The organism is Enterovibrio sp. FF113, assembly GCF_041439165.1.
Classification (GTDB): Bacteria; Pseudomonadota; Gammaproteobacteria; order Enterobacterales; family Vibrionaceae; genus Enterovibrio; species Enterovibrio norvegicus_A.
On the sequence record NZ_JBGONO010000008.1, the window covers coordinates 56,416 to 77,809 of the forward strand.

15 protein-coding genes are annotated in these 21,394 nt (G+C 45.7%); 10 read left to right on the plus strand and 5 right to left on the minus strand.

The genetic code is table 11. From position 1 onward, the window contains the following. Positions 1-540 precede the first annotated feature (540 nt). Both ACED36_RS08100 and ACED36_RS08105 read left to right on the plus strand, forming a co-directional pair. Positions 541-2,379, plus strand: coding sequence for an SUMF1/EgtB/PvdO family nonheme iron enzyme (locus ACED36_RS08100; RefSeq protein WP_371733076.1), 1,839 nt, complete (start codon positions 541-543; stop codon positions 2,377-2,379). A 485-nt stretch (positions 2,380-2,864) separates the two neighbouring features. After that, a complete protein-coding gene (locus ACED36_RS08105) occupies positions 2,865-3,572 on the plus strand; it encodes a PAS domain-containing protein (RefSeq protein WP_371733077.1) in 708 nt (235 codons plus the stop codon). Between the two features lie 102 nt (positions 3,573-3,674). Here ACED36_RS08105 and pdxH read toward each other — a convergent pair whose 3' ends face one another. Beyond that, a complete protein-coding gene (gene pdxH, locus ACED36_RS08110) occupies positions 3,675-4,313 on the minus strand; it encodes a pyridoxamine 5'-phosphate oxidase (RefSeq protein ID WP_016959911.1) in 639 nt (212 codons plus the stop codon). Between the two features lie 155 nt (positions 4,314-4,468). Here pdxH and ACED36_RS08115 point away from each other — a divergent pair, with 155 nt between their 5' ends. The 8 genes from ACED36_RS08115 to ACED36_RS08150 all read left to right on the plus strand — a co-directional run bounded on the left by ACED36_RS08115 (position 4,469) and on the right by ACED36_RS08150 (position 15,868). Then, entirely contained in the window at positions 4,469-6,277 is a 1,809-nt protein-coding gene (locus ACED36_RS08115; RefSeq protein ID WP_017003066.1) for an ATP-binding protein, read from the plus strand. Then, positions 6,274-7,581, plus strand: coding sequence for a sigma-54 dependent transcriptional regulator (locus tag ACED36_RS08120; protein WP_017003067.1), 1,308 nt, complete (start codon positions 6,274-6,276; stop codon positions 7,579-7,581). Before ACED36_RS08115 ends, ACED36_RS08120 begins: the two co-directional genes overlap by 4 nt. 182 nt (positions 7,582-7,763) lie before the next feature. Continuing rightward, a complete protein-coding gene (locus ACED36_RS08125) occupies positions 7,764-9,164 on the plus strand; it encodes an HlyD family type I secretion periplasmic adaptor subunit (protein ID WP_017003068.1) in 1,401 nt (466 codons plus the stop codon). Between the two features lie 54 nt (positions 9,165-9,218). After that, positions 9,219-10,538, plus strand: coding sequence for a TolC family outer membrane protein (locus tag ACED36_RS08130; RefSeq protein ID WP_017003069.1), 1,320 nt, complete (start codon positions 9,219-9,221; stop codon positions 10,536-10,538). Positions 10,539-10,541: 3 nt separating this feature from the next. After that, complete coding sequence (locus tag ACED36_RS08135) at positions 10,542-11,135, plus strand: OmpA family protein (protein ID WP_017003070.1); 594 nt, start codon at positions 10,542-10,544, stop codon at positions 11,133-11,135. 16 nt (positions 11,136-11,151) lie between these two features. Further along, a complete protein-coding gene (locus ACED36_RS08140; RefSeq protein ID WP_017003071.1) occupies positions 11,152-11,820 on the plus strand; it encodes a transglutaminase-like cysteine peptidase in 669 nt (222 codons plus the stop codon). A 6-nt stretch (positions 11,821-11,826) separates the two neighbouring features. Next, complete coding sequence (locus tag ACED36_RS08145) at positions 11,827-13,758, plus strand: EAL domain-containing protein (protein ID WP_016959918.1); 1,932 nt, start codon at positions 11,827-11,829, stop codon at positions 13,756-13,758. Next, on the plus strand, positions 13,751-15,868 hold the full coding sequence (locus ACED36_RS08150) for a type I secretion system permease/ATPase (protein WP_016959919.1): 2,118 nt from the start codon (positions 13,751-13,753) through the stop codon (positions 15,866-15,868). Before ACED36_RS08145 ends, ACED36_RS08150 begins: the two co-directional genes overlap by 8 nt. Before the next feature lie 113 nt (positions 15,869-15,981). Here the strand turns inward: ACED36_RS08150 and ACED36_RS08155 are convergent, their stop codons facing one another. From ACED36_RS08155 to ACED36_RS08170, 4 genes are all read right to left on the minus strand, one after another. After that, positions 15,982-17,640 (minus strand): DUF342 domain-containing protein, encoded by a 1,659-nt coding sequence (locus ACED36_RS08155; RefSeq protein WP_017003072.1) that lies wholly within the window; start codon positions 17,638-17,640, stop codon positions 15,982-15,984. Positions 17,641-17,939: 299 nt separating this feature from the next. Continuing rightward, on the minus strand, positions 17,940-18,329 hold the full coding sequence (locus ACED36_RS08160) for a PilZ domain-containing protein (protein ID WP_016959921.1): 390 nt from the start codon (positions 18,327-18,329) through the stop codon (positions 17,940-17,942). Between the two features lie 145 nt (positions 18,330-18,474). Continuing rightward, the gene (locus tag ACED36_RS08165; protein ID WP_016959922.1) at positions 18,475-19,224 is read right to left on the minus strand and encodes a phosphatase; all 750 of its coding nucleotides are present in this window, start codon (positions 19,222-19,224) and stop codon (positions 18,475-18,477) included. Further along, positions 19,221-21,338, minus strand: a complete 2,118-nt coding sequence (locus tag ACED36_RS08170; RefSeq protein WP_371733078.1) for a tRNA(Met) cytidine acetyltransferase TmcA — start codon at positions 21,336-21,338, stop codon at positions 19,221-19,223. The genes ACED36_RS08165 and ACED36_RS08170 overlap by 4 nt, the downstream gene beginning before the upstream one ends. Between the last annotated feature and the right edge of the window lie 56 nt (positions 21,339-21,394).

Consider the following 21,394-nt stretch of genomic DNA (forward strand, 5'->3'; position numbering starts at 1 on the left):
TGTGATTTTGTGCATGATCTCAACAAAATTTGGCTGTAGATCTCAGTGGCATTCAAGTTCACGAATCAAAGACCAAATAGGGAAAAACCAACAATAACTTTAAAAACAACAACTTAAATTAATTAAAATTGAATTTAGGGGTAAATACATCGCTTGATCATGCTTTCGATACTTTCTTGTCATGATCAATCCATGATCATCGTTCCGATGAAAAAGATCCTTCGTTTTTCATATTCACGTTAAGCATCCCGCGGAATTAACATTATTTCCCAAAACGTCAAAATTATGACGCCAAATAATAATTATGCGTCAATAATTACCTTATTCTATCCATCATTAAGTGAGCATCACCCTCTATTTATGGCTTAATCTAAATAAGGGTAAAAATTACTGAGCTATTAATCAAAAGATAGAGATTGATTAATAACGATAAGCATCAAATAATGAGTAACATGGACGAGCTAAATAGCACATACGTGTTAATCTAGCTATTTGGGACAAAGCTTTTCTATTGAAATTCTGAGAATAAGCAAGGGACATATGAAAAGTAATCGCATCACCGCGTTGGTATTCGCGTTATCGCCGATACTTCTTAGTGGTCAATCGCTTGCCAATGACACCAATGTAGCAACCAATGATCCGGTCGTTGCTCTGGAGCAGAAGCTAGCTGATAAAAGAAGTGAAATAGGCTTACACGCTGAAAACCTCCAGACGCAAAGAGATAAACTGGATGCTTTGCTCGCAGAACGAGAGTCATTAGCAAGTAAAGCGATTGAACTAGAGAAGAGACGGACAATGGCGCAAGAGCGTCTTGATGAACAATTCCGTCGCCTAATCGAAAATCCGGATACTGACCTCACGCAGTATAAAAATGATTATCAATCAGCATGGAAAGCTGTAAAAGAAAATCAAACATCGACGCTTCAAAATGATCAAGTTGTCGCTGAACAAACACGTATTGTTGAAGGTGAAAACCGCCAGAAACAACTGTTGGTAAGCGCACTCGACAATTTGCAAGAATCGAAAAAAGAAGCGCGCGTGAAACGTCTTCGTCAAGAATTGACGTTTGCCGATACTATCGAAGTCGTGCATACCATTACGTGTAGCGAGTCGATGACGCTGGCAGCATGTTCGAATCAGGGCAAAACCCTGACGATGCAAAAAGCGGTCAACACTTTCCAATCACACGTCTTAGATAAAGTAACGGAATCTTCTACCGCCAAGCTCAATGCCAACCGTGTCTCGTTCAACATTCATGTGATGAACAGTAACGTGGTAGATAGCGGCTTTAGTGGAAACAACCGTTATATCACCCGTATGCAAGCTGAAATGCGTAGCCAGCCTGACGAGAATGCTTCCTGTAAGCTACTCGATTTTGCTGAGCGCTATTGTGTTGAGAAATCATTCACTTCTGCCAAGGCTTCGCCAAAGCAGCAAGCTAAACGCTGGGTGAACGTAAAAATCCGCTCAAATCGCTTTGAAGATAACGTTACGATCAATGGCGTCACTTATGGTTCTACTCCGGTAGAAATCATGCTTCCAGCAGGCCAGCACCAGCTGACTGTCGAAAAGCCAGGGTTCGAAGCGTATAGCCGTCAAATGTACATGAACAAAGATTCTGTCGTTTGGGCGAGCTTAAGAGAGCAGGAGAACCGTCCTAAACCGGGAAAGCAATTCGCTGACAAACTCTCGAACAATCGTCAAGCACCGAAAATGGTGGTTATTGGTGCAGGCCAATACAACGTAGGTTTTGAAGCGAAACAACCTGTGCTTGTCGACCAACCTTTCTCCATTGCTGCTACGCCTGTAACAGTGAAACAATTTGGTGAGTTTGTTGCTACAACCGGCTATGTGACAGAAGCTGAAGAAGGTCAGGGCTGTACATCCCTAGTAAACGGCGAACCGAAACAACTATTGAACCATAACTGGCGCAAGCCAGGCTTTGAACAAGCTGATAACGCGCCTGTGGTTTGCATTACCCGAGACGATGCACTGGCTTATTCAAAATGGTTAAGCAAGCAAACAGGTTTCGACTATACATTGCCTTCAGAAGTACAGTGGGAAGTCGCTGCTCGTGCAGGCAGTGCGTCAGACTTTTGGTGGGGTAACGACATCGGTGTTGGTAATGCCAATACGGGCTGGAGCGGAACCACTTGGTCAAACAAAAGTACGTCACCAGTAGCCAGTTTTCCTGCTAATCCTTTCGGTATTTACGATACCGCAGGTAACGTTTGGGAATGGGCGGAAAGTCAGGCCCCCGTTGCACGCGGCGGAGCTTGGAGCTTTTCACCAAGCAGTGCTCGTGTTGCTGAACGTTTAGAGCTGAAATCTGATTTAAGTGCCAACTATTTAGGGTTCCGTGTGGTAAGAAACATCTAGTTTAACCACCGTTTTCCTGCTCAGTTCTTTTAAAGCCCGTCACATCACGTGACGGGCTTTTTCTTTGGTAATTTAAAATCACAGAAAATGCATAGAACACAAGACATACAAACCGGGATCTACATCCCCAATAAAAAACAATCTCGTCAATAAATCGAAAACTAGTACATTCCCCCCCTGCCCGACTTTCTAGCATCTGCGTATAGTAATAACTGAACAGCACATATTGCAGTATGATGCTGTTTCATCACTGAATTTACCTCGGTGACCCATTTATTCTCGATACATTTACCCAGATACTCGAGAGTTGATGGTCTCTTCTACACGTCGAACAGGACGATGCTCTTATGAGCAAAACTCTTGTCTTTACCGGCTCCCTACGAGCCGGTTTTTTTTCGCCTAAATCGTCCAAAATATGATACAGTCACAAAAAATTGTAAACACTTACAATACACTGCAAGTTAAGGTATCCACCTAATCGTGTTATGAAAATATCTCCTCTCCCTCCTCTTAATGCCATCTTCGAACAAATGCCTGGCTGCTGGGGATGTAAAAACACCGACTCTACGTTTGTGCACGTTAACAAAGAATTTTCCGAGCTTGTCGGCGCGATATCACCGGAGGCACTCGTCGGAAAAACAGATTTCGATATGTCTCAGCCGTTATCTGCTTATGCAAAGATCTTCCAACAACAAGACATACAGGTAATGAAATCAGGGCGTTGCATGCGTGTCCTTAACGTTCATCCTTATCCAGACGGTCAATGGCGAGCCCATATCTTTACCAAAGTGCCGTGGTATAGCGATAACGGACAGATCAAAGGCATTCTATTTCATGGACAAGCAGTGAATAACAGCGCGATGTTGGAAGTTGGGCAATGGATATGTAAAGCGATAGGGCATGAGCCACCCTGCCCACCGACGAAGGAGAGTGAACATTGTCATCAACCTCCGCTCACGCCCCGAGAATCAGAGGTGCTTTTTCTTCACCTTTATGGCAAGAAACCGCAGTCCATTGCCAAGATATTGGGCGTATCAGTAAAAACGGTCGAAAATCACTTTGCAAATCTCAGGATCAAACTGGGCGCTTCGAGTAAAACCGAGTTAGTCGATAAAGCCCTTGAATTAGGCATTGGATCCTGTATTCCTGACACCTTGCTGAGGCAGCAAATGGCATTGGTGATATCAGAATGAACCACTTCTGAATAGGAGAGCATAAAAGGGAAAATAGAGAGACAGTGACAAAAAAGCAGCTTACGCTGCTTTTTCAAAATAGGTTTCTAAACGGCAAGGCAATTACGGAGCAAGACGCTCTATCTCCCAATCACCCTCATTTTCTTCTTGGTAGATAAACCTGTCATGCAGGCGGTGCTCACCGCCTTGCCAAAATTCAACCGAAGAAGGCTTAACGCGAAAACCGCCCCAAAAAGTGGGTACCGGTACTTCACCCTTCTCAAACTGCTGTTTCAGCTCCATGTATTTGCTTTCAAGTGCGGTACGCGCAGTAATGCGTTCACTCTGACGGCTCGCCCATGCAGCAAGCTGGCTCTCTTTTGGGCGAGCAAGAAAGTACTTCATCACCTCAAGCTTGCTCAACTTTTCTGCCGTTCCGGTAATGTGTACCTGACGCTCCAACGGGTGCCATGGAAAATGTAAGCTGATACGCGCGTTATCAGCCAACTGCTTCGCTTTACGGCTACCAAGGTTGGTATAAAACACAAAGCCGCCATCATCCACATGCTTTAGCAGCACAATACGTTGAAAAGGCTGACCGTTTTCATCAACCGTGGCAACCGTCATTGCTGTAGGGTCAGGAAGCTTCGCTTCAATGGCTTGTTTGAGCCAATGTTCAAAGAATTGAACAGGGTTTTCAGGCAGGTCTTTGCGTCTCAATCCGCCTTGGTTATATTCTCTTCGAATATCATACAAATCCATTGTGGTGCTCCGAGTTCTGTTTTCGTCATTTTGAGGTGGCTGGACGCTTTTCTCAAGCGAATTTCATGGCTTTAAGTCTTGGTCGCGTTTGTAAGGTCCATAAACGCCACGCTGGTCCACTCGCCCATTTATAACCGTCATTTATCAGGGATGCTATGCGCCGACGTTTCTTTATTTCAATAGTGACTGTCATTGGTGTGCTTTTGACTTCTCTCGTCGCTGTTCTCACTTACTATTCCATCGAAAAGCGTTTTGATAGCGACATCAAAACAGATGTGTATCAGTTGCAAGAGAAACTCGCGGCGGAATTGGCTAGATACAGTGAAATTCCCGTTGTTCTCTCTGCCGATCCACGGTTGAAACGCATGTTGCGAGTCCCGAAAAGCACACGTCTTCTCACCAACACGAACCAATTACTGGCTGATTGGAATGCACGCCTAAATAGCGATGTCATCTATGTGATGGATCGTAACGGGCTAACCATCGCCTCAAGTAATTATCAAGAAGAAGGAAGCTTCGTCGGTCACAACTACAATTATCGTCCTTACTATCAGCAAGCTATTGAAGGTAATAAAGGGCGATACTACGCTTTGGGCGTGGTATCAGATAAGCGTGGCTATTACTTTTCATACCCAATATGGGATGGCGTCACAATCACTGGCGTACTGACGCTCAAAGTCGATCTCTCAATCATTGATCGTATCTGGGATCAACAGAAGTTTGATTACCTGATCGCAGACCCTCTAGGTGTTGTGTTTTATAGCTCTCGTGACGAATGGCTCTATCAATCCTTGTCGATACTCACTGAAAATCAAAAAAATGCAATTCGCGCATCGCGTCGCTACGGCGACTCGGCGCTCAGTAACCTAACTGACTATCAAGACATAGAAGAAACCAAGCCTTTGTCAGACCTGTCTTTAGGCATTATGGCCCAAGACAGAGAAAGCGTTTTGCTCTCAAGTACCGACCTGGGAAGCGCAGGATGGCGGATCTATGGTTTTATCCCTACTAGCAATATTTGGCCGGTGGTCATTCAAGCAACGCTGCTTTTTGCGACTTTCTATGCGCTGCTGATATTGGTGATCACCGCTTGGCTGCAAACGCTTAAAACACAAAGAAAACTCGCTATTCTCAATGATGAACTAGAGCAAAAAGTGGCTTCTCGCACAGCAACTCTCGAAGAAACCAACTCTGCGCTTCGTCTGAGTATTCAACAATACGAAGAGACGCAACAAGCGTTGCGCCAAACCGAGTCAGAACTCATTCAAGCCGCCAAGCTTGCCATGCTGGGAGAAATGTCCGCCAGCATTAATCACGAAATCAACCAACCTCTGGCAGCCATGCGTACTTACACTGAAAACAGCCTCAAGTTGATGCAAAAAGAACGCTATGACGCCGTCAATAGTAATTTAACCACGTTAAATGATCTGATAGGGCTCGTTGCGGAGATTGTGGCGCGATTTAAAATCTTTGCCCGCAAACAAAACGAAAGCAGCAAATCTCGAGCCTCTATAGACGATGTGGTGATGGCATCAATCCAACTTTCAGAAGCGAGCTTCAATAAAAATGGTATTCACATCAAATGCAATGTGCCAGAAGAAGGTCTTCGAGTGAATGCCGATACCGTCCAGCTTGAACAAGTGGTTCTTAACCTACTAAGTAATGCGTCCCAATCGGTCGCCAGCACAGCTTCTGCGCAGATTGGCATTACCGTCGAAACTCACCTCGATCGCGTGTCACTGCACGTTTGGGACAATGGCCCGGGGATGGATAACAACACGAAGAAGCAGATATTTGCGCCCTTCTATACCACCAAAAAAGAAGGGCTGGGCTTAGGTCTCACCATTTGTCGTCGAATCGTCGAAGGATTTGGCGGCAGTTTACAAGTGCGAGACCATACTTCTGGTGGCGCTGAGTTTATTGTCAACCTGCAACGGCTTTACGATGGGGATACGCCAATATGACGCACGAAATATGGATTATCGATGACGAACGATCTATCCGAGAAGCATTGAGTCAAACCTTGGAAATTGAAGGGTTCCAATCGCGTACCTTTTCCTCTGCCACCGAGGCATTGAGCCAACTCAACAGTTCCTTCGAAGGCGTCATAGTGTCTGACATCAACATGCCTATCATGGATGGCATGAGCTTTCTAACTAAAGCGCAGTCCGTCGATCCAGAACTGTCGGTTGTCATGTTAACGGGGCATGGTGATATCTCTACTGCCGTTTCCGCCATGCGAAAGGGCGCTTATGACTTCCTCGAAAAGCCTTTTTCAACGGATCACCTGCTAGATGTGCTGCGCCGTGGTATCGAAAAACGCCGCCTGGTGATGGAAAACCGCGAGTTAAAACGTGAACTCGAAACCCAAAGTGCACCCGGCCCGCGTATTCTTGGTAACTGCGAGTTGATAAAACAACTTAGGCGTTCAATATTCCATTTAAAAGACCAATCAGGGGATGTGTTGTTACAAGGCGAAAGAGGCACCGGAAAAGAGCTTGCTGCACGATTTCTTCACGATCATGGCAATCGACAAGATGAACCCTTCCTCTCATTCAAATGCCGACAAATACCCGAAGCCTTGATGGAAATCGAATTGTTTGGCACAGAGCAGAGCGCATTCACTGCTTTATCCACCTACAAAAACAGTAAAATTGCCGCGGCAGGAAAAGGCACCTTGTTTCTCGATGGGATCGAGGCACTCACCCCAAGTATGCAAGACAAAATAAGCGCCTTACTATCTTCGTCATCTCGACCTCGAATTATCGCATCAACAAGGGTTGATCTGCTTAATAGCACAAAGCAAAACATGTTTTCTCCCCCTCTATTTGATTCTATATCCATGACCACTTTGCACTTCCCACCATTGAGAGAGCGAGGAGATGATATCATTACGCTCTGCCAGAATTTTTTCCGAACCACAGCTTCGCGTTTCGGTATTGCCCCACCGAATTTAGATCTAGAACACAAAACCATGATCATGAACCATCGTTGGAATGGCAATGTACGCGAACTCAGAACCTTTGCAGAGCGTTGGGTATTGATGGGTGAGCAATCACTAGAAAACGATAGCCGCAGCGAACATGAAAAAGAACACGACTCACTGGGCGAGCGAATGCAAAAAGTTGAAAGAGCAATACTTTTTGATTCTCTCAATCGACACAACGGCATGCTCAAAGAAGTGCAAACAGAACTTGGACTTGCGCGAAAAACCCTATACGAAAAGCTCAAAAAACATCATCTAGACAAAGAAAACTTCAAGGGTTGAGTTCACCCCTTCAATTCCTCTACATCCCGCATTTTTACTGTGATCAACATTGATTCCAATATTCTCATTCATAAGAGTATTGAGACGAGTCACAGTCGGTAGACTGATTCAAATTAGTGAGAATCTAATAGATAAACTACTCTTACATAGTAAGTTTCGTTGATTTTATAGTTGGTAAAACAATGACAAAACGCGATCAGTCTGGGTCTAGACTGCCAGCCAGTGAACACCTTGATTACATTGACGACAAAACAGCCGCACTTTTGCTCTCTACACCAAGAAGCGCAAGAGTTCTGCTGTGGGTGATCGTGCTATTTCTTTCCATCAGTGTCTTTTGGGCGTCATTCGCTGAATTAGACAAGGTCACTGTCGGCCAGGGTAAGGTGATCCCTTCATCTCAACTGCAAGTGGTTCAAAACCTCGAAGGGGGTTTAGTCAAAGAGTTACTGATCCGAGAAGGTGATGTCGTCACCAAAGGGCAACAGCTGCTGTTGATTGATGACACTATGTTCCGCTCAGATTTTCGTGAGCGTGTCCAAGAGTTAACCAGTTTGCGAGGCGATTCAGTGACACTGCGAGCACTGGTTGATTCGGTAGTTGTCGATCCCAATACTGATATTGGCAACTGGCTACAAGCCGTTACCCTTCCCCGGACGCCGCTCGAATTTGATCCAGTTTTTATCGAAGAACACCGCTCAGTGGTGTCTCGTCAACGCGCTGAATACAGAGATAAACTCAATAATTTGCAGAATCAGCTCTCAGTGACGTCTCAACAAATACGACAAAAAGAACAAGAACTGATTGAAGTAAAAGCGCGGGTTCAAAACCTCAAACAAAGCTATAGCTACGCCCGAGAGGAATACAACATAACCAAACCGCTTGCCGATGAAGGGGTCGTTCCTCAAATCGATTTATTAAAACTACAACGACAAGTGAATGACACCAAAAGAGAGCTTTCATCTGCAGAGCTTTCCGTGCCCTCTTTATCATCTTCATTGCAGGAAATGGTATTCAAGCACATTGACGTCGCGTTGAAATTCCGTGGTGAGCAGCAAGATCGCTTGAACGACGTAGAAGACAAGTTACTCGCGATGACCGAAACCCGTGTCACGCTGGCTGACAGAGTGGAACGCACCGTGGTGCTAAGTCCCGTTGATGGCACTATTAAAAAGCTCCACGTCAATACCGTTGGCGGCGTTATTCAACCTGGCATGGATTTAGTGGAAATCGTCCCCAGTGAAGACAACCTTTTGATTGAAGCCAAAATTGCCCCGCAAGATATTGCTTTTCTGCGTCCGGGGTTAGAAGCCATCGTAAAATTCAGTGCTTATGACTTCACGGTATATGGTGGCCTCACTGGCATCCTTGAAACCATCAGTGCAGATACAATTCAGGATGAAGAAGGCAACAGCTTTTATCTGGTAAAAATTCGCACCGAATCAAACAACATCGGAGATGGGAAAGAACTGCCTATCATACCTGGCATGACGGCATCAACAGACATCATTACAGGAAAGCGCAGCGTTCTTGACTACCTACTAAAACCAATATTACAAGCTCAGAAATCAGCACTTCGAGAATAAGCTGATCAGAAAACTGTTGGACTGATATTTCGGTCATTTATAGGGGAATGTGTTTTGAATTGGAAAAAGTTACTTATCGCTTCAGCCATCAGTGCGCTGTGTACACCTGCATGGTCAATGTCTGTCGAACAAGCCGTAGCGACGACCATTGCCACCGATCCGGAATTGAAAAGTGCCTTTAATGACTTTATGAGTAATCGTGAAGACATTGACTCCGCTCAAGGAGAATACTTACCCGATATCAATGTCAATGCGGGTTATGGTTTCGAACACATCGACAACAGCTCCACCCAAGCATCGGGAGAGAAAGACTTCAACCGTAAAGATGCAAATATCAGCCTGACGCAGCTCATTTGGGATAGTAAAACGCTCAATAATATAGAGCGCACAGAGTTTGAAGCTGAAGCGCAGCGCTATCAACTTCTCTCCGATGCCCAAGATAAGTCATTGAGAGTCACCGAAGCCTATGTCGCCGTATTGCTTGCTAAACAACTATTGTCGCTGTCTAAAGCTAACGTCGTAGTGCATGAGAAGATGCTGTCGGATATCGAACGACGTGCAGAATCAGGCATTGGCTCTACCGCCGATCTCTCTCAGGTACAGGCCCGTGTTGCTCGTTCAATTACCAACATGCTGGCGGCGAAAAGTAATCTTGATGACGCACATACTGAATTTTTCCGCCTCGTTGGTGTTTCGTTAGAATCACCCGTCGATCCGGAAGTCGATACCCTATTTATGCCTTCTAGCCAAGCTGAAGCCCTAGAGATTGCGTATGCAACAAATCCGGTGATCAGACTAGCAACCTACGATATCGATGCAGCAAGAGCACAGTACAGACAAAACAAAGGTAACCTTTATCCGACACTCTCCTTTGAAGCTAGCCAAAATTGGAGTAACGACGCCAACGGTGTAGAAGAGGATGTCAATGAATTCAGCGCAATGTTGCGTTTACGTTTTAACATTTACAACGGCGGTAGCGACCTTTCAAATGTTCGTCGCAGCGCTTACCAACTTAACAAGTCCAAAGACGTATTCGACAATGCGTCTCGCCTTTTAGGCGAAAGTACCCGTCTTGCGTGGAGCGCCTATGAGCTTACCGAGCAACAGAAGAAGTATCTAGCACAACATGTTGATGCGGCATCTGAAACCGTGATCGCTTATGAAAAGCAGTTTCGGATTGGCCGAAGAACATTGCTCGATCTGTTGAACACCGAGAACGAACTGTTCGAGGCTCGTCGCTCATACCTAGACGCTCACTACGCATATATCACTGCCAAGTACCGCGTACTCAACAGCACGGGCAGTTTACTCGACGCCCTACGCATTGATGTACCCGAGGAATGGCTTGAACCTGTCATAGATAAAGAAGGTTGATTCATGAAACACGTTTTGCTTTTCAGCAGCATTCTTTTGGCCATCAGCGGTTGCTCTTTATCCGCTGACGCGCCTCCCCTCGCTGAGCAACGTTCAGATTTACTTGATGCCGATAACGATGGCGTCATCAATGCTCGCGACTTATGCGATGACACACCAAACATTGCTGTTATCGACAATGACGGCTGTCCAACATACCTTTTACATGAAAGTGACAATTCGCTAAGAATTCAGTTTGCTAACGACGCTGCAATTGTCGAAACTGCTTACCTAGAAGCGCTGGACAAAATGACGGAATTCCTTAAGCTTTATCCTGAAACCTCTCTTGAACTTCAAGGACATACCAGCTCGATTGGGTCGGATGACTACAATTCAGCTTTATCTGTCCGGCGTGCCGAAGCTGTACAAGCACAACTTATTGAAAGAGGCGTAGACGCCAAACGCATCACCATTCTTGGTCTTGGTGAAGGCGACTTAATGCTCGCTGACAATACGGAAACAACGCAACTCGTTAATCGCCGTGTCGTTGGCCGGGTTAAAGGATTGAAAGGAGATATTAAAGAAGCATGGACCATCTTTACCCGAAGGGAACAATAGTTTTTGAGGTCGCCTAATGCGTAAGCGGGCGACGCTATTTTTATTGTTCCTTCTGCCGTCGATCATGACATTTGCGCTGAGTGACTCCGATTCTCAATGGATCGAGAAAGTGGCAAATTTTTATGGCGATAGAGCTGGAAAACGTGTGACAGCGTGGCGAAATGTTGTTGCTAACTCAGCAAACCTCTCAGAAAAAGAGAAGCTCGCTGCTGTTAACAACTTTTTCAACCAACTCTATTTTGTCAACGATATCGACCTCTGGGGAAAGAAGGACTATTGGGCTACGCCACTCGAGTTTTTGGGTAGCGCGGCGGGTGATTGTGAAGACTTTAGCATCGCTAAATACTTTACATTGAGAGAGCTTGGGATAGATGACAAGAAGCTCAGGCTTGTTTACGTAAAAGCCATTAAGCTCAACCAATTTCACATGGTTGTTGCTTATTACCCGACAGCCTCATCAGAGCCGGTTTTGCTCGATAATATTGATCCTGAAATTAAAATGGCGTCGAAACGACGAGATCTGCTCCCAGTTTACAGTTTCAACGGTAGCAGGCTATGGCTTATGAAAGAACGCGGTAAAGGTGAGCTTGCAGGTAAATCATCACGCTTGGGATTGTGGAACGATCTAAGAGCTCGAATGGGTACTGTAAAGCTGAATAAACCGATAAAAAACTATGATGGATAAACGTCTATGACTTTGTACCGGCAATTGTTTACATGGATGTTGGCAATCTTCTTCCTGCTTATTTTAGCGGTGACGGGCATTGAACTAAACACCACTCGTAACTTCCTGCTGACTCAGCAATCAGCTGAGGTAAACAACACAATCAATTCGATGGGGCTCGCGCTCGCACCGTACCTAGAAGACGACGACAAAGTTGCCACTGAGTCCGTCATTAATGCCTTGTTTGATGGGGGTTTCTATCAAGAAGTTCGCCTCAAAATGCTCTCTGACGGCAGCGAAATTATTCGTAACTATCCAGTGACTGTTGAAGGGGTACCTAATTGGTATATCGCTCTCGACCTCTTCCCCGTGATAACCGAAGAGCGGACATTTACTAGCGGTTGGCTTCAGCTTGCCGAGGTAAAAGTCGTGTCCCACCCTGGCTATGCTTATCGTGAGATGTGGCATTCAACTATCCAGCTTGGTGTATGGATTGGCGCATTATTTGTCGCAGCGATGCTGATCATTGCTGTCCAGCTCAGTCGTTCATTGCGGCCTCTCGCAACGATCACTGACCGTGCCAAAGAAATTGCTCGCAATAAGTTCGGAGACCCAATACCACTGCCTCCAACCACTGAACTTAGAACCGTAGTGAAAGCCATCAACCAAATGAGTAGTCAGTTAGAAGCCTATTTTGACCAACAGGCAAAAGAAGCGGACAGGCTGCGTGAGCATGCTTATCGAGATACAGTCTCAGGACTAGGCAACCGAAGCTTCTTCGTGGGCCAGTTGAAATCGTGGTTGACGGAATCGGCAGTGGGCGGCTTAGTCATGGCCAAAGTCGATTTAATCAGTGACACCTATCAAAACCAAGGATTTGAGCAAGGTGATATGATCGTGACTCAGTTTTCTAAAAAGCTGAATACGACGATTAGCGATGCAGATGTCACTGCGTCACGCATATCAAAAGACGAATTTGTTATTCTCGCACCCAATTGCAGCAGTGAAGAATTGATGATCATTGGTGAAAGTCTTTTGGCCATCGTCAATGACATGCAACACGACCCAATGGGTATCAGCCCTCCGAAGGTGGCGATAGGTCTTGCGGTAAATAACTCCGTCAACCGCGATCCAAGTGTCCTGCTTGCACAAGCAGATAACGCCCTTACACAAGCGCGAAATTCCCCGAATCATCCAATTTCGATGATAGATCAAACTGCAAACGATTCATCCATGGGTAAACAGCAATGGAAATCCCTGATTTTGGATGCCATCGCACACGAGTGGTTTGTATTCAAATTTCAATCCGCTTCGACAAGCGACCAAAATGTTATCCATCAGGAAGTCTTTTCTGCGATAGAAAAAGGGCAAGATTACTATGGTGCAGCGCACTTCTTGGGGGCCGTCGAGCAATTAGAATTGGGTGAATCATTTGACCGCTATGTTGTGAATCACATGATTGAGCGCCTAATTGATGACCCAGCGCTTGGCCCGATCGCCATCAACTTAACCCAAAACAGTGTCACCAATGCCTCATTTATTCGTTGGATGAGCACGGCGATGCAAAAGCACCGTAATTTGGCGGGTCGCCTGTTTTTTGAAATTCCTGAAAGCGTATTCGTCCGCTTTCCTGATCACGTCAGCTTGCTAACGGAGCAAGCGCATCGCTTCAATTTTGGATTTGGTGTCGATAACTACGGCCGGAATTTCCAGTCACTCGATTACCTTAACAAGTTCAAGCCTTCTTACGTGAAGATAGACTTTGCCTATACCAGCAATCTTGACGATGAAGCACAAAGCCATGTACTAGCATCAATTTGCAGGACTGCGCATAACTTGAACATAACCACCATTGCAACTCGTGTGGAAACAGAAGCGCAGCTCAACAAGCTTTCAGAGCTGTTTGTTAGCGGTTTCCAAGGCTTCATCTTCGAGAAGAAAGTAGAGAATCATGGTTAAAGACCCGCTCTTGCAATCTTTGGTTTACGTCAGCCGTTACTTCGGTCAGTCCAACTCGCCTGATGCCTTAGTTTCAGGCTTGCCGATTTCAGATGGTTATTTGTCGCCATTTTTGTTTCCGCGTGCGGCAGAGCGCGCTGGAATCGATGCCAAAGAAACAAGAATGGAACTTGCCGATTTATCATCACTTCTTTGCCCTTGCGTTTTATTGCTCAAAGGCAACGAAGCTTGCGTGTTACTCGGCATTGACCAAAAAAAAGGGGAAGCCGAAATTGTCGCCCCTCATACTGAAACCACATCTAATGTCGTCCAAATTTCAGATCTTGAGGAAGAATACCTTGGCCGAGTATTCTTACTCAAAAAGCGATTTAGATATGACGAACGCTCTCCTGAAATATTAAAAGAACGCACTGGGCACTGGTTTTGGAGTACGCTTTGGGAATCAAAATCGATATACAGAGACGTTCTTATCGCGTCGGTTTTCATTAACACCTTTGCCATTGCGACACCGCTTTTCTCTCGTATCGTCTATGACAAAATTGTCCCTAATCTCGCATTTGAATCCCTCTGGGTTTTAGCCAGCGGTGTGTTCGTCATATTCATCTTCGATTTAGTACTCAAGATGCTACGTAGTTACTTCATCGATATCTCTGGTAAAAAATCGGACCTGCTCATTTCTGCACGCATTTTCCAAAAAGTGATGGGGATTCGTATGGAGGCGCGTCCGCCTTCCGTTGGTGCATTTGCCCGACACATGCAGGAGTTTGAATCGATACGGGATTTCTTCACCTCAGCGTCCGTGTCGGCGTTAATCGACCTACCCTTTGCATTCTTCTTTCTGTTTATTATCTGGATAGTGGCAGGACCATTGGTTGCTGTACCCATATTCGCAGTACTGGTGTTGATGGTGCATGCCATGATCATTCAAAAACCACTGCGTCATACCATTGAAGAAGGGTCTCGCCTTTCGTCTCAAAAAAACGCAAATTTGATTGAGAGCCTTGCTGGCCTCGAAACCATCAAATTGTTCGGTGCTGAAAGCCAGTTTCAATACCGCTGGGAGGAAGCGGTTGCACACATGGCTAACTGGGGCATCAAAACCCGAAGACTGACAGACTCCATACAGAATGCGGCAGGCTTTATTCAACAGTTTGTCAGCGTTGCCATGATTGTTTTTGGTGTATATCTGATTGCCAATGGTGACCTCACCATGGGTGGTTTGATTGCGGCGACTATGCTGAGCTCACGCGCTGTAGGTCCATTGGTTCAGCTGTCCTTGCTATCAACCCGTTACAACCAAGCAAGATCCGCAATGGCGATCATCAGTCAGTTGATGGAAATGCCCTCAGAGCAAGAAGAAGGAAAACGTTATATTCACCGTCCGATTATCAGAGGCAAGATTGAATTTGATCGTGTGAATTTCAATTATCCCAATTCAGAGGTTGCTGCACTGCGGGATATCTCAATAAGCATATTACCTGGTGAGAAAGTCGCAATCATCGGTCGTATCGGCTCAGGTAAGACAACGCTAAGCCGCTTGTTAATGGGTCTGTATCTTCCCACAGAGGGTTCTGTAAGGATAGATGACACAGACATCAGCCAAATCCACAATATCGACATACGACGCAATATAGGCTGTGTTCCTCAAGACCCAGTTCTGTTCTTTGGTTCCATTCGCGACAACATCACCCTTGGACGCCCGTTAGCTGATGACAGAGACATTTTGGATGCAGCCAATCGTGCCGGTGTGACCACCTTTACTCAACGGGATCCCGCTGGCTTAGAACGTCAGGTTGGTGAAGGCGGCAATCAATTGTCTGGCGGCCAGCGTCAAGCTATCGCGTTAGCAAGAGCAATGCTCGGTCGGCCACCTGTATTAATGATGGATGAACCCACTAGTGCGATGGATAACCGTTCAGAACAATACATCAAACAGCAATTGGGCTCGTTACGTAGAGACGAAACGTTAATTATCAATACACACAAAACAGGTATGCTCGATATCGTTGACCGTATTATCGTTATTGAACAAGGTAGCATTGTGGCAGATGGCTCCAAGACCGCCGTTCTTCAAGCACTCAAAGAAGGCAAAGTTCAGAAAACGGGATAACGCTATTCCTTTAAAAGACACGCGATCAAAAAAAGCACCTTTCGGTGCTTTTTTTATCTCTATTACAAATTCATTTACTGTTTACAGTGTAAATGACGGTATAAGAAGATTTTCTATAGCGGTTCGAGTTTGATTTCTTTTCCGTTAGTCACCATCTTGCAAGCACCATATTCATTGGTTAGATCAATAGAGGTATCGCCAATTTGGCAATGTGCGCCAGGGAAACTGTTTTTAAACACCTCAATAGAGTAACGGCGATAGAGTGTGTTTAACTCTGACGCACTGCTATCCATGAGTGCTTTGATTTCAGCGATGCGTTCAAAGTGATGAGTTTTAGTCCAAGAGAGACGCTCAATCAATTCATCCGGTCTTTTGTGTGCTGGCTGCTGAAGTAACTTCATTTCAGCGTCTTTCACTTTCATCAACTGCTCATGTTCATGATCGAGCTCTTTTGACAGGTTAAGTGTTCCCTGCATGAGTTCTCCCAATCCTGTAAAAGCATGAATGTAGGTATGGACACCGGAAGCGGCGCCTAACGTAACGACTTGTACACCGCCCAACGCCACGTGCTTGCCGCCTGTCAATGTTCCCGTGCGCTTCATCTGATCACAAATGATAAGGTTGCCCTCGGTGATCGTGGTGCAATGCATCGCATGCTGACTAATGGTGATATCTTCTTTGGCTTCAATTTTTGTGTACTGAGCAAATTTCGCTACAACTGACCCTTTTGCCTTAATAACGGTTGTGATTTCTTGGTCTGACTGTACTTGCCTTCCCAGAATGCCATTGTGAATGACAATGTCACCACCCGCTTCAAGTATCGCCGATTCTACAACACCCCCCACAGTGATAGAGCCAGTGGCTTGAACTTTCATTCCTGAGTTAACGTCGCCATTGATAACAACGCTACCTTCAAAATCGACGTGACCTGTTGCAACCGTTACCGACTTCATGCAAAGCGCGTTGTCCACTTCTACACCATCAGGATGCAATATTGGCATTCCGGTGGTATCAGAAACAATCACATTTTCATCATTTGGGCTGTAATTACTACCAGGGTAGAGCTTAAGGGGGATGTTTTTACCTGGCGTTGTAGCCAAAATTTCTCCCGTGACACGGAACCCTTCAATACCTTTGGTTGAAGGAATACGCTTCGCAAGAGGTTGACCTTCTTGTACCGTGACCATCTTACCGAGATCACGCATATCAACAGTGCCATCCTCGCGCTGCTGCGGACGCAGTACGCGAGCTTTACTGTCCTGCACGAGGTAAGCAAGCTTCGAATCCTCGCCTGGCGTTGGCCATTTACCTGCTGCAATGGGGACTTCTAAGAATTCGCCTGGTTTGAGGCGTGATGACGCTGTCAGCAACTTCTGCAGCGTTTGTTTTTTGACACCGCGAACGATCTGCTCTTTCTTCAGAGAAGTCAGCAAATCATTCCCTTTAATTGGGTTACCACCGCAGGCACCACTAACACGCAAAAAAGCTGTCATTTTCTGATCGTCAAAGCGCGCACTCACCGTCGCATCGCGACGCTCAGCCACAACGACATCATCAGGCTCCCCTTTCCATTCCTCATTAGACGCATTCATCTTATCGAGAACAGAATCTATTGTTTCGTCAAAACGAAAAAAGCTGGCCACACTATTCTCTTTGAGCCAGTCAACAATATGTTTCTTCTCTATGCGGGGCGCATCTTCCTCTGCCTTTGGCACTACGGTCATATATACCCTGCGACCATCATTCGATAGCCGCAAAAGCTGCTGCAGCATGTAATCCCCTAAATTAGAACATTAAAAATACGAACTAACATCACATTCCCATTGTACCAAGATGAAACACCTAGAAAGAATCACCTCTAAGGGCAAGTTAGAATCAGATCGCATTAAAAAGATAACAGACAACTCGTTTAAGATACGCATGTCATATAAATGAATTATAGAGAGTTTTAGTCATTGTGGTGCAACAGAATACGCATTAATCGCCGCAATTCAGACATAAAAAAAGCACACTCTTCAAGTGTGCCATTTAAATCAGTAAGTTACTTATTATTAACGACTTCGTTTTATTGCTAAGGTGACAAGGTATGATGGGTCTCATCCGATAACCACTCATCTAAACTAAACCCGTAACGGTATTTTCCATCTTCATGACTTTTACGATAAACGAGACTACCTTTCAGTTGCGGCTCATCGGCGACTTTGAGAAAACATACCGCATCTAAATCAATGTCATGATCTGCGACCAAGCCTAAACCACTTCGACTAACGTCTCGAATGATGACACGATGTCCAAACTCACTTTCTTCATGCTCGATATCTATATGATGTGGGGCGACATGCAAGCGCGCATGAATACCGCCATTTCCCAACTCAACACGTTCTTGGAATCGCTTGCATTCACTTTCACCGCCAGACTTTTCTATTAATACATCACACAGTTTTTCATATTCTTTTGTCATACTGGCCTCTACCCTGCTACCCAACAAGTCGTATAGTAGCAATCTTGTAGTATATTCGCGTTTCGTTACACCGTTTGTATTGAAAGCTAGACGTATCTGTTCTTAAAATCATCCCCCCTAATTTCAGCTTTACAGTGTAAATCGCTTAGCGATTCATATTTTCCAATACACGCTTTCTTCGGATCGATTGACGCTTGGCAATGTACTCTTCAAACAAGGTAACGTCGCTAGTGATAATCTGATCTTTGGACAGACCTACTGTTTTTATCATCTCTGCCACGCTAGACAGCTGGCCAACGTTGTTAGCAAAATGGGCATCAGAACCAGTTGTTACCCAAGCGCCATATTCTTTTGCTAACGCAGCGATAATTAGACAATTTGGTTCGCTGCCCTTTCGAGAACCATTCAATGACGAATTATTTAATTCAATCGCGACACCCGAATTGGCGGCTTCTCGGACCACAGCCTCAGCATCAATGGGATAAGACGGATTTCCCGAATGCGCAATCGCATCAACACGCTCTGTTTTTATCGCATTAATGATAGCTTGAGTATGGGATTTCAAATCTGTAGCGCGGAACACCGCCTCATGCAAACTGGCATTTACCCACTCTAGTTCGCCATAGACATAGATTGGCATGTCGAGCTCACCATCAACATTAAGAATGTTAGCTTCAACGCCACGTAACAGTCGCACACCACTTAACGTATCTGGTAACACGCGTTGATTGACAAAGTGCCAATGATGCGGGGCGCCGGGCATTTTGCTCGCATGGTCGGTGACACACATATAGAGCAAACCTGCCTCAGCCGCAGCCTGCGCATTTTCTATCACCGTACTATAAGCGTGTCCACTTGCCAGCGTATGTGTGTGGGTGTCGGCGATAAATTTCATTCGATTTCCTTTTCGTTAGTTGGTAGTTGTGTTGCAACCCAATGACGAATGGACGCTTCAGTGTCTTTCCGTCCTTGGTAGCCGAAAACTTCAGCCACTTCTTTCCAGGAGCGACGTTGTAAGACACGCATAATGAGTGCGCAACATTGCATTTGATCAGTTTCGGGTTCATCTCGAGTAGCTAACCAATGAACAAACCACACCCACAGGCTCCCAGTGACGAGATCATAACCTAGTGCACCATTGGCAAAAAGGGCAACCTGCTTGAGCATCTGCTCACTGGGCGGCTTAATATCTATCGAAGAAAACAAAAGTTGTGCGACAAGCGTAGGTTCGATAGTGGAAAACTGCTCGTTAAGTTGGTGCGGAAAATTCGTGCTGAACAAAGAGTGCAGGTCCCCAATCCATTCAAGCGAACAAGCCAATGGTTTAATCAATTGCAGCGAGTATGTGCCACTGGCAGCATCCCTCTGCACACCCAAGCGAGCAGGCAGATACCCCATTGACGACCAAAACTGCCAAAGTTCACTATTCGCCCCAAAACTGGTGCCAACAATAGTAATGTCACTTCTTTTTGCAATCTGCTCTACTGAAGCAATTAGCGCGTGTCCGATCCCTTGCTGACGGCAGGAAGGAAGCACAGCGACGCGGGTAATACGAAGCAGTGAATCGGTAAGAGCATCGAGTGTTCCCGTATGTGTCGCCAAACTTTGCGCCAAAAGATGGCCACGAAGACGGCGCTTACCGCTCACGACCTCTTTTGCCAACGCTTCATCAAAGCCGCCTTCTCGTTGCGCTAATGCCACACCAACTGCAACATCTCCTCGGAATGCGACCAACACAGATTGGTTCTCACCATCCAGTAATTGAACCAGGTCATTCGGTGATGTTTGGTAATGCGCACTCACTAACAATGAAAACACTTGCTGCAACAGCCCTTCATCAGCAGAGAGTTCACTGTTAGAGATTTCGCGAATGACTACGTCAGTAATCACAAGAGGCAAATACGGATCGGCATCGAAAAGAAAAGTAGCAAATAACCACGCTTCAAGCGGATCATTTTCCGCCCAACGCACTGGTGCTTTGAGCCTGATTTCTTTCCATCCTTTCGCTTTGGCATCCAGCATCGATCTAAAACGGGTACTGAACGCCCGTCCTGTTCCCTCGTAGCCGTGTTCTGTCGACGAAAATACAATTCGGCTGTAACATTTGAGTATTTGTCCAAGCATCGGTAAGGGAATAGCAGCCGCTTCGTCAATCATCAATAGATCGCATTCTGGCGTTTCTTGAAGTAGAGCGTCTGGCGCAACAAACAGCAGCTCACTGCCATTTTCAGCTACATAGCCATATTTGTTTTTGCGTAGCAGCGGAGTATTTTGCAATGAAGATTGACGCTCTGCGTGTTGAAACAAAGTATCGACGTTAGCCACAGACGGAGAGGTCACCACGATGCGTTTTTTACTGCAATGCATGATAGAGGCAGCCGCCATCCCCATTGTAGAGGACTTACCTCGTCCCCTATCAGCAACCAAAAGCGCGGGACGACGCCGATGTCCTGACAACACACGTTCGATTGCATCAATTGCCTTAACCTGATCAGGCGTTGTGACGGTGTCCAATCGCGGTAAGATCTCTCGAGTGTCTGAGAGAGTTAACGTAGGCATAGAGATAAAGCCAGATTGGCAGATCGTCGCTGCATTTGCATGAGAAGCAAATGACAGAAAGCGATCGCGGAAAAGTGATTCATTTTTTTGTGGTTCATCACCATCACCCACAAGAAACAGGAGTAGTTCCCCACCTTTGATGCAACCACTAATCGCACATATCTTTTCGACATCAATGTGCTGGCGAACATCAAGCGCGAGCGTGTGGGTTTCTTGCCCTAATAGTTGCTTAGCTTGTCGCCAAAAAAGGCGATCAGGAAAATCCCAATCATCGCTAACCAAAGTGATATTTGGCAACGCGTTAAGCAACAAAGACAAAAAATTTTGGTCGCCACTTACAAAGACAGGAATGCGCACGTAATCGCGTTGAGCCATTGCATGTAGGGAAAGTAGAGTAGAGATAGGATCAGAAGCCACAGTGTCGCCATTCATCATCGATAACGGTTTCATGATACCGGAACACTGCTGGATTCAAAAAAAAACGTGCCAAAAGGCACGTTTTTGTC

Coding starts and splice junctions, on each gene's coding strand:
- ACED36_RS08100 (WP_371733076.1), top strand. CDS start 541: ATGAAAAGTAATCGCATCACCGCGTTGGTATTCGCGTTATCGCCGATA.
- ACED36_RS08105 (WP_371733077.1), top strand. CDS start 2,865: ATGAAAATATCTCCTCTCCCTCCTCTTAATGCCATCTTCGAACAAATG.
- pdxH (WP_016959911.1), bottom strand. CDS start 4,313: ATGGATTTGTATGATATTCGAAGAGAATATAACCAAGGCGGATTGAGA.
- ACED36_RS08115 (WP_017003066.1), top strand. CDS start 4,469: ATGCGCCGACGTTTCTTTATTTCAATAGTGACTGTCATTGGTGTGCTT.
- ACED36_RS08120 (WP_017003067.1), top strand. CDS start 6,274: ATGACGCACGAAATATGGATTATCGATGACGAACGATCTATCCGAGAA.
- ACED36_RS08125 (WP_017003068.1), top strand. CDS start 7,764: ATGACAAAACGCGATCAGTCTGGGTCTAGACTGCCAGCCAGTGAACAC.
- ACED36_RS08135 (WP_017003070.1), top strand. CDS start 10,542: ATGAAACACGTTTTGCTTTTCAGCAGCATTCTTTTGGCCATCAGCGGT.
- ACED36_RS08140 (WP_017003071.1), top strand. CDS start 11,152: ATGCGTAAGCGGGCGACGCTATTTTTATTGTTCCTTCTGCCGTCGATC.
- ACED36_RS08145 (WP_016959918.1), top strand. CDS start 11,827: ATGACTTTGTACCGGCAATTGTTTACATGGATGTTGGCAATCTTCTTC.
- ACED36_RS08150 (WP_016959919.1), top strand. CDS start 13,751: ATGGTTAAAGACCCGCTCTTGCAATCTTTGGTTTACGTCAGCCGTTAC.
- ACED36_RS08155 (WP_017003072.1), bottom strand. CDS start 17,640: ATGCTGCAGCAGCTTTTGCGGCTATCGAATGATGGTCGCAGGGTATAT.
- ACED36_RS08160 (WP_016959921.1), bottom strand. CDS start 18,329: ATGACAAAAGAATATGAAAAACTGTGTGATGTATTAATAGAAAAGTCT.
- ACED36_RS08165 (WP_016959922.1), bottom strand. CDS start 19,224: ATGAAATTTATCGCCGACACCCACACACATACGCTGGCAAGTGGACAC.
- ACED36_RS08170 (WP_371733078.1), bottom strand. CDS start 21,338: ATGAAACCGTTATCGATGATGAATGGCGACACTGTGGCTTCTGATCCT.